The sequence below is a fragment of the Paenibacillus sp. EB106-05-06-XG162 genome, from assembly GCF_058791655.1.
This window is the reverse complement of sequence record NZ_JBYTDT010000001.1, coordinates 549,388-566,809: the sequence shown is the minus strand read 5'-3', so window position 1 is coordinate 566,809 and position 17,422 is coordinate 549,388. Positions and strand designations below refer to the sequence as shown.

Sequence of the window (17,422 nt, the reverse complement as noted above, 5' to 3'; positions counted from 1 at the left end):
AAAATCACGACATACTTCTGCGCTTACCCGCGGACGATTCGCGGCCTGATACATGCCGGGGCAGGCGCTCGTACCCCAAATACCGTGTACCTTGATACTTGAGGGTGCCATGATCCCCTTCTGCCAAATGCCCGAACTCACGGCCGTCCACTTTGAATTCCATTCGATCGCCGCTCTCTACTTCGAAGGTAATGTAATAAGTTGTACTGGTCGCGTTATGGAAATGACCGTCATTCGTATCATGACGATGACTTACATGGGTACGTTTGCTGACAATTTGAGAGGCTACGTCTAAGACCGGCTGCTTATTGTTACTGCTCCATTGTGATACCCCTTTTGCAAGCGAAAAGATGATGATGACTGCAACAGCGCCAAAAATGAGTGATATGAATGTCTCGAACATTCCAAATCCGCCCATCATCGCGTTAAAACCATCAAATCCCATATAAATCCCACCTTTCCATTCTCAAGCATCGAACCAACTTCAATATAGTGCGCTTAGCTTCTTGCTTGCTCGAGTGCTGCCAATACTTCAACAGAGATTCTGCGTCCACCTAACTCACCATGAAACACGACGCCTTGTCTGGCGCCATGGAAATCGGAACCTGCGGTTACAATCAAATGATACTTCTCCGCCAATTGGAGGTACCGCTTCTCTTCTGCCTCCCCATGATCCGAATGATAGACCTCAATCCCCGCCATTCGCGCTTCTCGAATAATCTGCTCAACGAGTTCATCATGTCCATAGAGTCCCGGATGTGCAATGACCGGCGTTCCCCCGGCTTCACGGATCCAGTCTGCAGCTGTCGATGGCGTGATTCTCGGTGGGCTTACATAGGCAGCACCACTGGACCCTAGGTAACGATCAAATGCTTCAGTCATATCCTTCACATATCCCTTGAGAACCAGTGTATCCGCGATGTGGGGACGACCAACCGTCTCATCCGGTGCGAGCGGCCTCCCAAGATTCGCGATGACTTCCTCCATCGTAATATTGATCCCAAGCTGCTGCAGCTTCGCGATCATCATGTCATTACGGCGATCTCTCGTCGCGCGAAGCTCTGCAAGTCGTCCCAAGAAAATCGGATCGTGATCATTGATGTAATAGCCAAGAATATGAATATCTTTTCCTTCAAATACAGTGCTGATCTCTACACCAGGAACCACTGTCATTCCAATGCGTTCCCCTTCGCGTATCGCCTCCTCAATCCCCGCAACCGTATCATGATCTGTAATCGCTACGGCGGTAAGTCCTACTGCTCTGGCCAGACGAACGTTCTCAGCTGGCGGCTGCATCCCGTCGGAAGCGGTTGTATGTGTATGTAAGTCTACGTATCCTTGCTGCATATTCACGGTGTCAACTCCCTTTCGAGGTAGTTCAATAAATTATCTTTTGATGATCAAGACGAAGTTCGAGAAGTCACTAGGTCTAACGAACTATTTGTCCAATTGCTGCTCCTGAAGAAACGATAAGAACGTCACAGCCGATATCGGGAGCAAGGCTGATTTCAAATAAATGGAATAGAATTGGCGCTCAAAGGAACAATCCTCAATGTCGACAATCTTCACGAGCCCCAGTGTCACCTCATGCTTCACGGAAGAAGGCGAGATGATAGCAATACCGAGACCCGCTTCGACCGCGGACTTAATGGCGCCTGTGCTGCCAAGCTCCATGACGGCGCGAACAGACTGTATATCTATATTCTTACGCGCAAATTGCTCTTCCATGACTTGCCTTGTGCCAGATCCTTGCTCCCGCACAATAAAAGGATACTTAAGCACATCCTCGAGCGAGACCACAGAAGCTTCAGCAAGCGGATGATTTGCAGGAACAATCAGCTTTAATTCATCCTTCATCACCGCTTCGATATGCATGTCAGGGTGCTGTACAGGCGCTTCAATCAATCCAAAATTTAATTGATGGTTCGCAATCTCTTCTAGAATTTGCGCTGTATTCATGACTTTCATACTAATCGCAATATTCGGATATTGCTGACCAAATGGCCCTAACATACGAGGCAGTACATATTCGCCGATCGTTAAGCTTGCACCGAGCTGAAGTCGCCCTTGAAGCATATGCGTGAACTTGGACATCGCCATATCGGTGTCCCGAATCAACTCGATACTTCTACGAGCAAATGGCAACAGTGCGCGGCCCGCTTCGGATAGCTCGATCCGCTTCGTAGAACGATTGAACAGCTTCGTACCGAAATACTCTTCCAGCGATTGCACTTGCATGGTCACGGCTGGCTGCGTCATATGTAAGGCTTGCGCGGCAGCAGAGAAGCTGCCTTTCTCGGAAACGGTATAAAAGATATGTAGTTGATGAAAATTCAATGCAATCACCCTCCCGAGTTCACATCATTCGTAGACGAATTACCATCATTATACCAGATCAGGAGCGATAACTTTCCTATTCCTGTACAAAAAAAAGCACACCGCATCAAGCGGCATGCTTAAATAACTCTTATTACTTTCTTTTGCGACTATTCTTAATCAATGTCATTCGGCGTGAATGCCGCAACCAAGAATAATACGTTTTCAAATCTCGAAGCTCCATGGTCTCCGACATTCGGCCAAGGAAAGTAACAATAATCATCTTATGAAGTGGATTACCCGCGATATCAATCTCATTCTCAAGAATCGGAAATTCTGCTACGACAACAAGATCATCATCAATTAGATAGACATCTTCTTCATTCCGATAGTACGGCTGGATCCGATTTTGTTTAAGGCATTCCCATAAAAACATTGCAATATCATCATAACCTGTCTTCTCATGCTCAACCCGCTCTGCCCAGCGAAATTTGGCATGATTCGTTATGACCACATCGGCCACTTTCTTATCACCCAAGGTGACATAGAAAGGCTCGTATGTGCTGTATCGTTCCATCACCTTATCTCTCATTGGGCATCACTCTCCAGGTTAGATAGGTCTTTATATCTAAGCATTTATACCCACTATATTACATGAATGCACTATTTTTCTCAAGCCCTATTTACAAGTGTATGCCTATGAGACTAGAGGTTATAGAATTTCGCCTTATCCGGACCATTACTACTATATTCGGTCTTTATTTCATTCCGGTAGGACCTTTCAATCCTCTTCACAAAAGCAAGCCTGCGAATATTCTTGACCGTTTCTTCCGCACGTTCCGAATTAACGTACATCACAACATAGTGCATTCGACGTGAAATATAATGAACCGTTCCATACTTCTCTAAATTCCTTGCTGCTTTTACATCGCTAACCCAGATAATATAACCAGTGCGTTCCGCAAACATGTTCGCTAACCCCTCTTCTCCCGATCATCCGCCACAACCGCAGCTGCCACCACTGCCGCATCCGCCGCCTTTTGGATTTGGATCATTACTTGGCACTTTAATGGTCTCAGAGACAGAATGGGCAATAAGCTTCGAGATATTATAGAGCATATCATCTAAGCGTTGTTCCAATTCCTTAAAGCGTCTTACTTCCTCAATCGCATCCATCTTTGCTTCGACAGCCTTTACAGCGTCTTTCGCTTCATGATAATTCGGATGGAAACGACCAAATCTTTGGGTTTCTTCAAAAAGCTCCTTCTTCTTATCGAACTCCCGTAGAAGAAGCTTCACTTCCTCGTTCTGCTCAACCTTCTGCTTCCAATATATATATTCAGCCACGTCGGCAGAACCATTAATCATATCGCCTAATTCATAGGCGTTACATAGCAGAGAGGCCATGTCAATCGTATTGATCTCAGATACGCTCATGAATTTCAACTTCTTTCTATTAAATTTATCGCTCTTCTCTATCATACCATGAAATAGTCTGCAATGAACCTTAAATTTAGTTTATTGTTGGTAGAATGAGTTGAATTTGATCCCATGCATCACTAGAGACCTCCTGGACGCCGCTATCTGCTTGTCCGACGATAAAACCCTTGAGATTCCACGCCCCCCCGGAAGACCTAACTTGAAGCGGCAGCACGATAATCGATCCTGTCTTATTGCCAAGTTTGATGTGCGTCTGCCATGCTATAGCACGTTCGATGATCTCTGTCATCGTTGACGTGTGATATGCACGTAATTGTTGCAGCCACATCGGAGAAATTCGGGCAATTTCCGGGAAGAGATCTTCCCGTGTAGGCAGAGATATGTCTAATTCATAATATTGAACCGTCTGCTGTGTGTAGATAAATCCTTGGCTTGATGTCTGGAACCCTTCAGCGTCCTTATTACCCGCAGATACTTCTGCAGAAGCATTCACACTTGCATCATATCGAGCGAATCCAATCTTTGTCTCACCGCTAACCGTTGATTCCATCTGCCTTCTTGGCGTAACCCCAGCTTTATCAAGCACTGACCGAAGTGTATCGACTTGATCTCTTGGAACAATAAAATCGTAGGCGCCAATCGGTGTAATCTGTGGCAAGATCTGTGCCATACCTCGGATTCGTTCAACCACTTCGGTATCAACACATCGCAGCAGCACAACTTCTGATAAATAGACTCTGCCATACTGCTGACGCCAGTGATCTAATGTAGCTTTGACGGATTCCGGGATACCAGATAAGGACTTTTGTCCTAGGAATTCAATCATATCCTGTAAAGTACGGCCTTGATCAACAGCACGCATATAACTATCTTTCGTTAGCCGATATACAGCAACTTGGTCCGAACGTATCAAATCCGCACAGCATTCTAGTTCCCATCGGGTAAGGAAAGGGACATCCGGTGGAACAATAATCTCCAGATCAGGCTGGACATAGAACCCTTTCATCTGTGTGCTCTGTTCTTCCCGTTCCTCTGCAACATCAGTAGGAGTTAATTCCAGACCTGAATTTATGGTATAGCGAAAGAACCGTTCTCCATCCAATGTCGTACCGAGCTCTACCCAACCGAATGCGCAGAGGACGGACAGCCACACTTGGATCAGATCTTCAATATCCTGTTCAGAGGTGCGTTCGGGGCTTTTCACGTCTATTCGATGCATAACAAGCCACGAGGATATTGATCTTACCGTGTACCAGACCCCCTGTTCGTGCGGCGCACTCGCAATGGCATACATGCATTGTTGAATCCATCGTTCTGGAAAAGGTTGAACGGTAAGCCAGATCTGCCAAAACCGCTGCTGCATCGTTATCCGATTCTGCGACAGCCAAGGATATAACATATTATGATTAAGCTCGTAAGCCTCCGGCGTTTTGTGTAGAAGTCCGAATCGAAATCCAAAATCAAGCACCAATGCGATCGATGAGGGTAACGTGTCTAGATTAGGGTACTGCAAGTGAAGCGGAACCAGATCACGAACTGTAATCTGGAGTGAAGACAGCATTTTCTGTATATGCTTCTTATGTATTGTACCTTTTGCCGTTAGAGGAGCACCGATCTTCGCAATCGTAGCAAGCAAGTAAAATAACTCGTATTCAAGCCCTCTTCCTGCTTCATGGGTAACGGTGAGATCAGATGTTTCGATTGAAGCAGCCTGCAGCTGCAGTGGCATTCGAAGATGCTGCAACGGAGCGTATAAATCCGTAGGAATAAAAAACAATTGATCTCCCCATGCCTTACGAACCGCATATACCAGCCCACGCTGTCGTAGTTCATAGATACCAACGCGTAAAGTGGCGCCACTCATACTCGCCCCTCCGTGCTTCAGAAGCTGAGGCAGTTCGAATGACTGAATGCCAAAATGCCTCATAACAAAATCCAGCGTCTCAAGGCCGACATGTGTGAGCTGATCTAATAACAATGACAAAGCGGCATGATTATGAGCAGCCTCCAACGCTTGTCGGTACGTATGCTGATCTGTTTCCGATAATTTGGACGCAATCTCCTGCGTATTCAAGTTGCTGCCGCCTCCTTCGTCACGTTGGATATATTCCGAATGTCATATCGATACCCTTGCTCAACAAGGAACAATTGCCGCTTAAGCGCGAAATCTTGCTCCTTGGTATCACGCGATACAACGGTATAGAAATAAGCGGTATTGTCTCCTGCTTTGGGCCGCAGAATACGTCCTAAGCGCTGCGCCTCTTCCTGTCTTGATCCGTAGCTTCCAGACACTTGAATCGCGACGGCAGCATCAGGCAAATCGACAGCGAAGTTCGCAATCTTAGACACGACGAGCAGCGGAATCTCTCCACGCTTAAACCCATCGTAGAGCTCCTGACGCTTTGCTTGCGGCGTCGTGCCTATCATAATTGGTGCCTGAAGCTCTGCTGCAATAACCGCGAGTTGATCCAAGTATTGACCAATGATCAATGTTGGTTTCCCTTCATGCTGCTCGAGCAGACTGCGGATGACATCCATCTTGGCAGGATTCTCTCCTGCAATTCGGAATTTACTCTTCGCATCCGCTCGCCAGTATAATTCCAGATTCGGCGCATAGAGTGGTACGCGGATCTCACAGCAGTTCACCGTCGCGATCCACCCTTGCTGCTCCAGCTCCTTCCATGGCAGCTCATATCGCTTCGGGCCAATGAGTGAGAATACGTCCTTCTCGCATCCATCCTCACGTACCAAGGTAGCTGTCAATCCAAGTCTACGTGTTGCTTGAATTTCAGCTGTTGCTCGAAATACTGGCGCTGGGAGCAAATGCACTTCATCGTAGACAATAAGCCCCCAATCCCGTTCTTGGAACAATTGCATATGTACAAATGGATCTGCTTTCTGCTTCCGATGTGTCAAGATTTGATAGGTCGCAATCGTTACAGGCTTGACTACTTTACAGGAGCCCGAATACTCGCCAATATCATCTTCCGTGAGCGACGTCTTGCTCATGATCTCCGCTTTCCACTGCCGCACAGACGTTACATTCGTCGTTAGTATAAGCGTCTCGCATTGGAATTGCTCCATGACCGCCATCCCTACGACCGTCTTACCAGCCCCGCAAGGAAGCACAACAACACCACTGCCTCCATATCCTCCACCATCTTCTCCCTTAAAAGCCTGTACCGCTTGTTCCTGGTAGGGACGCAGCACAAAAGGACGGCTCGAGTCTTGACCCCTATTGAATCCAAATGGCAGCGACTTGCCTTCATGGAACCCTATCGCATCTAGGACGGGATAGCCGAGACGCGTCAATTCTTGCTTCATTAGGCCGCGGGCATGCCCCTTGAGCAGAACCGTCTTGGCATCTAACCGCGTATCGATATAAGACTGAATACTGCGCTCCTCTATAAATTCATCGATGATTGTCTCATTCATCGCACAGAGCTGTAATTCTTCGCTCTGCAATTCAAGCTTTAAGCTGCCGTATCTCCCCATCCAGAGCTTAATTTGCTGCTGTACTTTCGCTGGGACATCCCATTTGGCGAACCGCCTTAGTTCATGAATCACGGCTTCGGATGTCATGCCTGCTGAAGCGGCATTCCATAAAGAAAGTGTAGTAATTCGATATGTATGAATATTCGCAGGGCTCTTGAGCAGCTCTGCAACATGGAATAACAGTTCTTTCGCTTCCTGCGATGATGGATGCTCCGTCTCTAAGAGCACGGTTAAATCCGATTGGACAATACACGGTCGATTTGTCTGATCTAGCATTAATCGAGCCCTCCTTCCGAACAACATGTCGTCATTGCTCCATGACAACCTCAACGAATGAAAAACGGCTTGCAGCGCAAGCCGTATCCCATTCATTATCTCATATTCGTCAATATTTTTTCCAATTAAGCATTCATTCATTCATCATCGCATCTGCTGCGAGGTGTATTAACAATTTGGCCGCCGTATACATCGCCTGCTCATCAAAATCAAATCGCGGATGGTGATGCGGATAATGCATGCCCTTCTCCGCGTTCCCCGCACCGACCAGAATGAAGCATCCTGGGACGCGCTGCAAATAATAAGCAAAATCTTCAGCAGGCATCATTTTCGGCGCTTCAATTGTCTGTTCTTCGCCGAACAAATGCGTCGCAATGCGTTGGTACCGCGCTGTCTCTGCCGCATCATTCACTAACGTTGGATAGCCCATTAAGTAGTTCAGATGGACATCTGCACCGTACATCGCACAGGTCTGCTCAACAATCGTCTCAATCCGACGTTTGATCAAACTGCGTGTTTCTTGATTGAAGGTTCTAGCCGTCCCCATGATCGAACATCGTTCTGCGATTATATTCTGCATCGTTCCCGCTTGCATCGATCCCACCGTAACAACAGCCGAATCCAGCGGGTCCACAGAACGGCTTACGATTGTCTGAAGGTTCATGATCAGGGCCGCTCCTACGAGCACACTGTCAACGGTCACATGTGGGACACCGCCATGCCCGCCTCGCCCTTCAATATCAATGAAGAATTCATCCGCTGCCGCCCAGAGGGGACCTGCAACACTCGCCGTCTTACCGACAGAAATCGGAGTCCAGAGATGTACGCCATAAATGATATCGACACCCTCAAGAACACCTGCATCGATCATTTGGATCGCACCGCCGGGGCAAGTCTCTTCAGCAGGTTGGAAAATAAATCGAAGCTCACCACGGATCATGTCCCGATGCTGGCTGTAGTAATTCGCAATCCCGAGTAGTGTGGACGTATGTCCGTCATGACCGCAAGCATGCATTACGCCCGGTACCGTCGAAGCATAGTCACAAGTCTTCTCGTCTTGAATCGGTAGAGCATCCATATCTGCCCGCAGCGCTATGGTCTTTCCCGGGAAATCCCCTCGAAGCGTTCCGACAACCCCATGTCCGCCTACCCCAGTCTTTACCTCAATTCCCCATGTTCGCAATCGATCTGCAACGAATTGTGCTGTTTTGGCTTCTTTATAGGAAAGTTCAGGGTTCTTATGCAAATATCTACGCCACTCCACCATAGATGAAAAGATATTCAATAATACATCTTCACGAAATTTCATCTCCATGCAAGTTTCCCCTCCCCTTGATTTGTTAACTACTATCCCATGATTTTCATGTTTATTTCTATCATTTTCCTCAATTCCGAACAGATTGTCCACCTAAATTTCACAAAAAGTTCATAACCATTTTCACCCAACTCTCGGGAGGGAAGGCTTGCGTATCATTAGGAAACATACTATCATGAATATTGAATATGGAGGCTTAGTCAATTTAAGGAGGATATATAACGATGATATTTGAAAATACAGGCTTAATCGGTCTCAAAAGCGACTTGGCCTATTTAGATGAAACAGCAGAAAAATTAGGATTTGTTCGTTGGCAATGGGAATACACACGCGCTACATACGATTACAAGATGGAAGATAAAAAAAATAATAAAGAATATTACTTACGTATCAATACACGCGCAATCGAAGGCAAACTCGAGAACCCGGATGCGATTCTTGCCATTGAAGCGGTGTATATGGGCATAACAACCTTCCCGCATGGTCTAGACTATGAAACACCAATCCCAGCGTCGTTCGTCAGTGCGGCCGAACAGAAAATCGAGCAGCTTAAACGTAACCTCGAAGCTTAATCGGACGGGCAGATGAGAGATAAAGAATCTCAAACAAAACGACGGGGTACGCCGGATTTTCAGTTATTAATTCTCACAGTTCTGCTTGTTGGTTTCGGACTCGTTATGGTCTTTAGTGCCAGCTCCAGCATTGCAGTCATCAATAAGAACTTCAATTACGATTCCTTATACTTTGTCAAGAAGCAAATGATGTGGGCAGGTCTTGGGTTTATCGCAATGATGATTGCCATGAATATACGATATGAGAAATATAAGAAGCTGTTTATTCCGTTCTTCATACTGACCATTATATTACTCGCACTTGTACCCTACGTCGGGAAGAGCCTTAACGGGGCTCGTAGTTGGTTTGGGATCGGTTCGCTCGGTATACAGCCGACAGAACTTGCCAAGATAACGACCATCTTATATCTCGCGGCGCTCATCTCGAAGAAGGGTGAGACGTTCCGCGATTTCAAAAAAGGCTTTTTTCCCGTCATGCTGATCGTCGGCTTTGTTGCTGGACTCATCATGTTGCAGCCGGATTTAGGCTCCTGTATGATCCTGATCGCTTGTTCGGGCATCATCATTATTGCAGGCGGAGCGAATTTGAAGCATATATTCGCCTGTATAGCTGTCCTTGTCGTTGGAGCCAGTATCGTCTTGGGTATCAACTTCCTCATTAACGGAGGCTCGGGTGGTGGGTATCGCGTAGGGCGGCTTACCTCCTTCCTTGACCCTTGGCAAGATCCACAAGGGACAGGCTTTCACTTGATTAATTCACTCAAGGCATTAGGGCATGGTGGATTAACGGGAGCAGGCTTTGGACAGAGTATTCAGAAGCTGCATTATCTTCCGTATCCGTACAATGATTTTATTTTTGCTGTCATTGGCGAAGAACTGGGGTTTATCGGTAGTGCGATATTTCTACTCTTCTACCTTTACTTTATCTGGCGGGGCTTGATTGTCTCCTTACGTTGTCCAGATCGCTACGGAACACTTGTAGGTGTCGGCATTATGGGGCTATTCGCTGTTCAGACTTTCATTAACATCGGTGGGGTAACTCAGACCATACCGATCACTGGCGTTACGCTGCCATTAATCAGCTATGGGGGGTCCTCCCTCTTCATGATGCTCGGCAGTATCGGAATTTTGCTCAGCATCTCCCGAGAAGCCAATCGACCTTCGGATACGACAACCAAAGTCACGAAGAACCGCCGCATAACGCTTTAAGAGGTTGTTCAAAAAGTCACTCTAACAACAATAAAGACTCCGAGAGGTCGTATCTCTTCGGAGTCTTTTCAGGTTATGTCGTCATCACTACTATCCGTAGTCGTCTTCATATGTGTCTCGTGGACTGAATCATTTCAGCTTCTGAGTCTCTTCCTTCAATTGCTGCTCTTCCTCTTGGAACGTAACCCCTTCCACCTTCACATTCACTTCTACGACATGAAGGCCGGTCATATTCTCTACCGCTTCGCGCACGTTCTGTTGAAGATCACGGCATACTTGGTGGATCATGGAGCCATACACCACGATAACACGCAGATCAATCGCTGCTTCCAGCTGACCTACTTCTACGATGACACCTTTCTGAGCATTCTTCCCCGTTAATCGCTTCGCCCAGCCTTCCGAGATCCCACCCGACATCGCACTAATACCTGGGGTCTCCAAAGCTGCAAGCCCCGCAATTGTAGATACAACATCATCAGAAATTCGAATAACGCCAGATTGTGCTAGTTCTTCTGTCATGGACTTGTCCTCTCCTTTCAATAGCCATAATAACAATAGTTTAATGCCTTTGATGATCGAAAGCAAATAAGTGCACCTCGAGACATTTACTTCAAGAAAAAATTGGTTTATAGTTAGAGAAAAAATTATCGAGGTGTGGAAAGTTTGAAACAGAAGTTATTTTATGGTGCGCTGATCATCACATTTATATTGAGCGGGCTTGCTCATTATACCGGGATGAATGCAACCACTCAATTTATTATCTCGGCGATTTCAATTATCTTCGTCGCGGGATTCCTCGGTAAAGCTACTGAGAGTGTTGCTCATTATGCAGGACAGCGGCTTGGTGGATTTCTGAATGCGACCTTCGGGAATGCAGCAGAACTTATCATCGCCATTTTCCTAATCAAAGAAGGCTTGTTCGATATGGTGAAAGCCAGCTTGACTGGGGCCATCATCGGGAACCTGCTGCTCGTCCTAGGACTTAGTCTTTTTGCTGGCGGACTCAAATACAAAGAGCAGAAATTCAATGTATCGCTAGCTGGACATAACGGAACCCTCATGCTCATGGCAGTTGCGGCCTTGTTCATACCAGCGATGTTCGCCGGCACCAAGGTGATCACTCCTTCAGAGACGAATACGCTCAGCTTAATCGTCGCAGGCGTGCTGATTGTAGCATACATATTCTGGTTATACTTCTCTATGGTCACGCATAAGAATGTCTTGTCTGATCAAGAGGAGATGGAACCCGATCACCATGAAGAACCCGCTTGGTCCAAATCCAATTCGATTCTATTCCTTGTTATAGCGACTGTCATGGTAGCGTTAGTGAGTGAATGGCTTGTTGGAACCTTACATGAATTTTCGGCCAAATTCGGCTTCACAGAGCTCTTCCTTGGTGCATTCGTCATTGCGATCGTTGGTAATGCGGCAGAACATAGTGCAGCTGTCATGATGGCGCTTAAGAACAAGATCGGCACATCGGTCGAGATTGCTGTCGGCAGCAGCCTTCAGATCGCGCTATTCGTTGCTCCTGTCCTCGTATTCGTCAGCTTCCTCTTCGGAAACCCGATGGATTTCGTCTTCACCACGATTGAGCTCGTCGCGATTGGCGTATCTGTTATTATTGCCAAATCCATCACGCAGGACGGAAAGACCAACTGGTACGAAGGTTTCCTGCTCTTACTGGTCTATATCATCCTTGGCGTTGCCTTCTTCCTCGTCTAGGTCATACGCTATAAATAAAAAAAAGGTAGCTCTCCATGATGGAAGCTACCCTTTTACATTTAACGCCTCATATAAGACCGCTAAGTTCCGCTCAAGCTTGCTGAGAATCTCTTTACCTACTGCTTCCTCAATCAGGCCAGCACGAACGGCAAAATCAACCTCACGCGAGAATCCATACATTTGCGTATCAAGCACTTCCTCATATAGAGGACACTTGCGGGTTGCCAGATTCTCCATCTGAACTTCAATAAGTTTCTCGATTTTATCTGCATCTCCCTGAAGCAGAGACAAAGCTTTTAGATTCAATTGTTCCATGAAATCTGATGAAGACATGTAACTCCCCCCTCTATGCCCGAAAATCAATATACTGCTAATCCTAATATTAAGCGATTATGAGCTATTACACAAGAAAATATAGAAAAAAAGCGCCCCTCATTACGGAAGGCACGCTTTCTTCATGAACATGTCACAATTAGACAACGGCTACTTGCAAACCGTGTTTCTCGAATACTTCTTTCATTGCTGCTCTTGCTTCTTCTTCATCCGGACCGTGGACGTGAAGTTCGTAGGCATGACTATTCACAAGTGTTGTGAAAAGGCCGAGAATACTTTTGACGTCGATATACTTGTGCTCTGCTTGTAGTACGATCGATGAACGGAATTTACTTGCTGTTTGAGAAATCTCTACGATAGCTGTGTTGTTGTTAGACATGGGAACGACCTCCGTCTAGTACGAATTTTTATACAATTTCATGATACATTGATCCTCTGTGTAAACGCAACCACTAAATTTACAAGCTGTTATTTCAAGTTCTCTGGATTGAGCGGTTCCAACTCAGGAATCACGAAAATTCCATCTTTACGGATCAGAACGTCGTCAAAATAGATCTCACCGCCGCCATACTCTGGACGCTGAATTAACACCAGATCCCAGTGAACCGCGGAACGGTTGCCGTTATCTGCTACGTCATACGCTTGACCCGGCGTGAAGTGCAAGCTGCCTGCGATCTTCTCATCGAATAGAATATCTTTCATTGGCGTCAAGATATATGGATTGAATCCAATTGCGAATTCACCAATGTAGCGCGAGCCTTCATCCGTATCGAGAATCGAATTTAACTTCGCTGTGTCATTCGACTTCGCTTCAACGATCTTCCCGTTCTCGAAGCGGAAGAATACATTCTCGAAAGAAATTCCGTTGTACACCGTCGGTGTATTGTATTGAAGCGTTCCGTTAACGGAATCACGAACTGGCGCTGTGTACACTTCACCATCTGGAATATTCTTCTGACCCGAGCATTTCTCAGCACCGATATCTTTGATGGAGAAAGTCAAATCAGTTCCTGGCGATACGATACGAACTTTATCCGTCTTCATCATCAGTGCTTGAAGTGCATCTTGCGCACGATCCATCTTCGCATAGTCGAGGTTACATACATTGAAATAGAAATCCTCGAAAGCCTCTGTGCTCGTATTCGCAAGTTGTGCCATGGCTGCATTCGGATAACGTAATACGACCCATTTCGTTCTTTTCACGCGCTCCTCGGAATGAATCGGATGGCTGTAAATGGAGTTGTAGAGTTTCAAATTGTTCTCCGGTACATCCGAAAGATCATTCACGTTCTCTCCCGCACGAATGCCGATATAGCAATCCATCTTCTGCATCCGAGCAAGGTCGTACTCCATCCATGTTTTCAGATGTTCTTCATTGGTGTTCATCAGCATAGCGCGAAGCACTGTACGATCCGTTAGCTCAACGAATGGATGTCCACCACGTTTTGCTACTTCTTCGATGATGCATTTTAATAAGTCGCGCTCCGTACCGATCATTTCAATCAGTACATTCTCACCTGGTTGTACATCAACAGAATAGCCCACCAAGTTCTGAGCTAACTTCTCCATTCTCACATCTCTCATCTTCGTAAACCTCCCCTTAATATCACCTTACAGCAGGTATTATGTATAGATTTATTGCATGCAGTTATTGTACCATGGTCAAATCTAAACGTAAATTCATTGGTAGCCATCAAATTGGGATTCGGTTACTACAACCTCTTCGCGTTTCACGCCATCCTCGTGATAGTTCGTTTTTGACTTGGAGTAAAGCTTTGCTGGGAGAAGTGTTGAACGATTAATCCATAGTGTATAAGACGAATTAACTCGCATATCTTTTGTCATTTTATGTAATTTATTGTTACCATTAGATATAATTTGACCGAGCTCTGATTGAAGATTTGAACGATCACGCAATGATAAAGAATGAACGTTCTGAACTTGAATTTTCCGTTCTTCTAATTTACGCATTTCATCATTTAAATTCTGGATCAATAGCTTCTTTCCTGCTTCAGGTGCCAAAGTCATCCGCATAACGATGTGCGTTCGATTCGATGCATAGGGATCAATCTCCATCGATTTCGAGAGATTCTTAATCTCTTCAAGCTGCTTCAGCGGATTCCAGCGATCTGCAAAAGAAGTCTCTTGCTTGTTCGCCATCGACATCTGGAATCCTTGCAGCTGATGTGCCGTTACCTTTCCTTGATACATAATGGGTTCTCGAATAAGGGCTTGATTGCCCCCATAGATAACGGATTTACCACGAAACGTAAAATTATCAGTACCAGATAGACCAGATAGTGCCATTTGATACAATTCATTCGGATCCTTCTTGGACTCAATGGAAAAACATCCCGTCGTACTCACCAGTAAACACGCAGAAAAAAAATAAGCTAGCCCTCGTAACCATCGATCCCACACCCAACTTCTAGACACTTCTTTACGCTCCCTTCCATAAGCCCGTAGTCGCCTTATATCTTTTCCTGAACCCTTGAAGTTATGCGCTCTGGGACTTTGCACGCAACAAAAAAGTACCCATTCTAAATGAAAGGGTACTTGGCATTAATCCATTGTAATTCGATTACGTCCATTATTCTTCGACTTATACAGTGCCATGTCTGCCTTATAAAAGAGCTGCTCCACACTGATCTTATCGTCATCCCAGTTCCACTCTGATATGCCGCAGGATACCGTTACGCCTGGATTCGTCTCGATCTCAACACGGCTCCGGATACGCTCTGCCACACGCGACGCTTGAGATTTCGAGAGCTGTGGAAGATAGATCGCGAGCTCTTCTCCTCCCCACCTCGCTGCAATATCCGAATCTCGAATCGATGAGCGAATAATCTCACAGACCTGGCGTAATATTTTATCGCCAATCTGGTGACCGTACGTATCATTAATCTGCTTAAAGTAATCGATATCTACGACGATTAGAGAGCCGCAGAAATCAATCTTCTGCTTCTGGTGAACACGGTCATCCAAGTAGTGCCTAGCATAGAGTCCTGTTAAATTATCATGATTCGCCATCCGTTGAACCTTCGCATGCAGCGAGGCATTCGCGATTGCAAGACCAATATGAGTGGAAAGTACTTGAAACAACTTGAAGTTGTCATAAGAGAAGTAGTTCGCATCACGATGGGATAGAAGGATTGCACCATTTACTTCATTATTAATGACAAGCGGAACAGCCATCAATGAACGTGAATCCGTCTCCTCCATGAATTCAGAACGAACCTTGCTGAACATTTTATAATCAAGAAGGATGAGCGGTTCTTTCGTTGCATATACGAGTCCGCTGAACCCGTAATCCGTGGAGTATATTTGCTTAGAGATCTCATCGACATTGCTAGACATGACTTTGAAAAAGCTTTTCTCCCCATCTAACTGAAGAATGGAGCAATATTCTGCCTTGAAAATATGCAACAACTCGTTCAATGCAAAATCAAATACTTCGCTTAAGCGCAGACTCTGATTCAGCTGCTTCGTTAATTCATTGATAAGTCGCAGCTCGCGAATGAGCATATTCGATTGTTCATACAACTTAGCATTTTCAAAGGCCGTACCGGCTGTGTCTGCTAGCATCGTAATCAATTGGAAATCAAGATCCTCAAGCAGATGCATCTCAAGACTAATGAACAACACACCGTATACCCCTTGCTTACCACTCAGCGGCACGGCAATGTTAACCTGTTCATTCTCTGATTCTTGCGAGGATGTTTCTTGAATCATACGACCTTCCATAAATGCACGCACACACAAATCATCGGTAAAGTTATGAAGGATAAGCGGCTTTACATGTTCGTTCGCACTGCGATGATCTGAGGAGATATATAATTCCATACTTGCTGATGGATATAGAAACGAAATACTCTCGATGACTTCACTGAGCACAGAATCGACGTCAAACTTTCCATGGATCCGTTGGACAACATTAAAAAACACAGTCTTCTTGCGTGCTTCTCGATCTGAATAATTCTGCAGCTGCATCAAATCACTGATAAATATATGCTCAAATCGACGGTAAAAATGATTACGTAACGTCAAAACAGCCATGGAGAGCAAATCCAGCATACTGGACTCGTACACATGGCCGGGCAGCTGGTATGCTACAACGGCAAACACTTCCTGCCCCTTACGACTTAGAATAGGCACAGCGATCGTTGCCTGCGTATAGACAGCAACCGTAGGTTCCTTCATTGTAATGACAGCTTGTACAACCTGCTCGTTCCATGCTGCAGCAGGTTCTTCCGGGCTATCACTTCGATTAGAAGCAATCATCTTCCCCTGATAGTCGAATACGGCTAACACACCAAGATGAAGCTTTTGAAAATCTGAGATTACACTCAGCCATTCCTGAAAGCTTGCTATAATAAGCGGTTCGATGTATGGATAATCACTGCTAGCAATATCTTGTTGTTGCAGCCATAGCTCATTATCATCGTAAGTACTTGAGGGTGAAGTAGGCCATTGGACTGTATGATGTTGTTTGAGCTCTACTTGAGCATTTCGTAGATTATGAATCATACGCTTCCCACCACCCGCTTTGTGTCATCAAATCCTTGCAACGAAAAACCTATTCTCATCATAACGTTTTTTCATATATTTTGCACTAGTATTCTAGCAGTTCTTCATATATTTTTAGGTATTTCGAACTATAAATTTTTCTAACGTACCGGATAACTTGACATTCGTCTAAGATTTCATATAATATTTATTGATGAATGCATCGGGCGTAACG

18 protein-coding genes are annotated in these 17,422 nt (G+C 45.6%); 3 read left to right on the top strand and 15 right to left on the bottom strand.

All coding sequences use genetic code 11. From position 1 onward, the window contains the following. Window positions 1–4: 4 nt before the first annotated feature. The 9 genes from AC3WU2_RS02265 to AC3WU2_RS02225 all read right to left on the bottom strand — a co-directional run bounded on the left by AC3WU2_RS02265 (window position 5) and on the right by AC3WU2_RS02225 (window position 8,842). Window positions 5–445, bottom strand: a complete 441-nt coding sequence (locus AC3WU2_RS02265) for a DUF2500 domain-containing protein (RefSeq protein WP_018756553.1) — start codon at window positions 443–445, stop codon at window positions 5–7. 53 nt (window positions 446–498) lie between these two features. Further along, window positions 499–1,347, bottom strand: a complete 849-nt coding sequence (locus AC3WU2_RS02260) for a PHP domain-containing protein (RefSeq protein ID WP_492452156.1) — start codon at window positions 1,345–1,347, stop codon at window positions 499–501. A gap of 90 nt (window positions 1,348–1,437) precedes the next feature. Further along, window positions 1,438–2,343: a selenium metabolism-associated LysR family transcriptional regulator gene (locus AC3WU2_RS02255; protein ID WP_026263876.1), complete on the bottom strand. Its 906-nt coding sequence runs from the start codon at window positions 2,341–2,343 to the stop codon at window positions 1,438–1,440. 127 nt (window positions 2,344–2,470) lie between these two features. Continuing rightward, window positions 2,471–2,908, bottom strand: a complete 438-nt coding sequence (locus AC3WU2_RS02250; protein ID WP_018756556.1) for a hypothetical protein — start codon at window positions 2,906–2,908, stop codon at window positions 2,471–2,473. 113 nt (window positions 2,909–3,021) lie between these two features. Then, the gene (locus AC3WU2_RS02245; RefSeq protein WP_018756557.1) at window positions 3,022–3,285 is read right to left on the bottom strand and encodes a YlbG family protein; all 264 of its coding nucleotides are present in this window, start codon (window positions 3,283–3,285) and stop codon (window positions 3,022–3,024) included. Window positions 3,286–3,309: 24 nt separating this feature from the next. Continuing rightward, entirely contained in the window at window positions 3,310–3,753 is a 444-nt protein-coding gene (locus AC3WU2_RS02240) for a YlbF/YmcA family competence regulator (RefSeq protein ID WP_018756558.1), read from the bottom strand. A 76-nt stretch (window positions 3,754–3,829) separates the two neighbouring features. Next, on the bottom strand, window positions 3,830–5,830 hold the full coding sequence (locus tag AC3WU2_RS02235; protein WP_492450887.1) for a helicase-associated domain-containing protein: 2,001 nt from the start codon (window positions 5,828–5,830) through the stop codon (window positions 3,830–3,832). Further along, window positions 5,827–7,527, bottom strand: coding sequence for a DNA repair helicase XPB (locus tag AC3WU2_RS02230; protein WP_492450885.1), 1,701 nt, complete (start codon window positions 7,525–7,527; stop codon window positions 5,827–5,829). Before AC3WU2_RS02230 ends, AC3WU2_RS02235 begins: the two co-directional genes overlap by 4 nt. A gap of 133 nt (window positions 7,528–7,660) precedes the next feature. Next, window positions 7,661–8,842: an amidohydrolase gene (locus AC3WU2_RS02225; protein WP_492450883.1), complete on the bottom strand. Its 1,182-nt coding sequence runs from the start codon at window positions 8,840–8,842 to the stop codon at window positions 7,661–7,663. A gap of 224 nt (window positions 8,843–9,066) precedes the next feature. Between AC3WU2_RS02225 and AC3WU2_RS02220 the strand changes: the two genes are divergently transcribed. Both AC3WU2_RS02220 and ftsW read left to right on the top strand, forming a co-directional pair. Then, window positions 9,067–9,414 (top strand): YugN family protein, encoded by a 348-nt coding sequence (locus AC3WU2_RS02220; protein WP_018756562.1) that lies wholly within the window; start codon window positions 9,067–9,069, stop codon window positions 9,412–9,414. A gap of 12 nt (window positions 9,415–9,426) precedes the next feature. Continuing rightward, entirely contained in the window at window positions 9,427–10,623 is a 1,197-nt protein-coding gene (gene ftsW / locus AC3WU2_RS02215; protein ID WP_018756563.1) for a putative lipid II flippase FtsW, read from the top strand. A gap of 129 nt (window positions 10,624–10,752) precedes the next feature. On the opposite strand, the gene AC3WU2_RS02210 is transcribed toward ftsW, so the two are convergent. Next, a complete protein-coding gene (locus tag AC3WU2_RS02210) occupies window positions 10,753–11,142 on the bottom strand; it encodes an Asp23/Gls24 family envelope stress response protein (RefSeq protein ID WP_026263877.1) in 390 nt (129 codons plus the stop codon). A 144-nt stretch (window positions 11,143–11,286) separates the two neighbouring features. Here AC3WU2_RS02210 and cax point away from each other — a divergent pair, with 144 nt between their 5' ends. Further along, a complete protein-coding gene (gene cax, locus AC3WU2_RS02205; protein WP_492450878.1) occupies window positions 11,287–12,348 on the top strand; it encodes a calcium/proton exchanger in 1,062 nt (353 codons plus the stop codon). Between the two features lie 45 nt (window positions 12,349–12,393). Here the strand turns inward: cax and AC3WU2_RS02200 are convergent, their stop codons facing one another. From AC3WU2_RS02200 to AC3WU2_RS02180, 5 genes are all read right to left on the bottom strand, one after another. Then, entirely contained in the window at window positions 12,394–12,681 is a 288-nt protein-coding gene (locus AC3WU2_RS02200; RefSeq protein ID WP_018756566.1) for an Fpa/YlaN family protein, read from the bottom strand. 139 nt (window positions 12,682–12,820) lie between these two features. Next, window positions 12,821–13,060, bottom strand: a complete 240-nt coding sequence (locus AC3WU2_RS02195) for an HPr family phosphocarrier protein (protein ID WP_314584242.1) — start codon at window positions 13,058–13,060, stop codon at window positions 12,821–12,823. Between the two features lie 89 nt (window positions 13,061–13,149). Beyond that, window positions 13,150–14,265 carry an aminopeptidase gene (locus AC3WU2_RS02190; protein ID WP_492450874.1) on the bottom strand — a complete coding sequence of 372 codons (1,116 nt, stop codon included), beginning with the start codon at window positions 14,263–14,265 and terminating at the stop codon, window positions 13,150–13,152. A gap of 96 nt (window positions 14,266–14,361) precedes the next feature. Continuing rightward, the gene (locus tag AC3WU2_RS02185; protein WP_492450872.1) at window positions 14,362–15,117 is read right to left on the bottom strand and encodes a hypothetical protein; all 756 of its coding nucleotides are present in this window, start codon (window positions 15,115–15,117) and stop codon (window positions 14,362–14,364) included. A 126-nt stretch (window positions 15,118–15,243) separates the two neighbouring features. Beyond that, the gene (locus AC3WU2_RS02180) at window positions 15,244–17,208 is read right to left on the bottom strand and encodes a sensor domain-containing diguanylate cyclase (protein ID WP_492450870.1); all 1,965 of its coding nucleotides are present in this window, start codon (window positions 17,206–17,208) and stop codon (window positions 15,244–15,246) included. Between the last annotated feature and the right edge of the window lie 214 nt (window positions 17,209–17,422).

Coding starts and splice junctions, on each gene's coding strand:
- AC3WU2_RS02180 (WP_492450870.1), bottom strand. CDS start 17,208: ATGATTCATAATCTACGAAATGCTCAAGTAGAGCTCAAACAACATCAT.
- AC3WU2_RS02250 (WP_018756556.1), bottom strand. CDS start 2,908: ATGAGAGATAAGGTGATGGAACGATACAGCACATACGAGCCTTTCTAT.
- AC3WU2_RS02265 (WP_018756553.1), bottom strand. CDS start 445: ATGGGATTTGATGGTTTTAACGCGATGATGGGCGGATTTGGAATGTTC.
- AC3WU2_RS02210 (WP_026263877.1), bottom strand. CDS start 11,142: ATGACAGAAGAACTAGCACAATCTGGCGTTATTCGAATTTCTGATGAT.
- AC3WU2_RS02260 (WP_492452156.1), bottom strand. CDS start 1,347: ATGCAGCAAGGATACGTAGACTTACATACACATACAACCGCTTCCGAC.
- AC3WU2_RS02190 (WP_492450874.1), bottom strand. CDS start 14,265: ATGAGAGATGTGAGAATGGAGAAGTTAGCTCAGAACTTGGTGGGCTAT.
- AC3WU2_RS02225 (WP_492450883.1), bottom strand. CDS start 8,842: ATGGAGATGAAATTTCGTGAAGATGTATTATTGAATATCTTTTCATCT.
- AC3WU2_RS02245 (WP_018756557.1), bottom strand. CDS start 3,285: ATGTTTGCGGAACGCACTGGTTATATTATCTGGGTTAGCGATGTAAAA.
- AC3WU2_RS02240 (WP_018756558.1), bottom strand. CDS start 3,753: ATGAGCGTATCTGAGATCAATACGATTGACATGGCCTCTCTGCTATGT.
- AC3WU2_RS02200 (WP_018756566.1), bottom strand. CDS start 12,681: ATGTCTTCATCAGATTTCATGGAACAATTGAATCTAAAAGCTTTGTCT.
- AC3WU2_RS02195 (WP_314584242.1), bottom strand. CDS start 13,060: ATGTCTAACAACAACACAGCTATCGTAGAGATTTCTCAAACAGCAAGT.
- ftsW (WP_018756563.1), top strand. CDS start 9,427: ATGAGAGATAAAGAATCTCAAACAAAACGACGGGGTACGCCGGATTTT.
- AC3WU2_RS02220 (WP_018756562.1), top strand. CDS start 9,067: ATGATATTTGAAAATACAGGCTTAATCGGTCTCAAAAGCGACTTGGCC.
- AC3WU2_RS02230 (WP_492450885.1), bottom strand. CDS start 7,527: ATGCTAGATCAGACAAATCGACCGTGTATTGTCCAATCGGATTTAACC.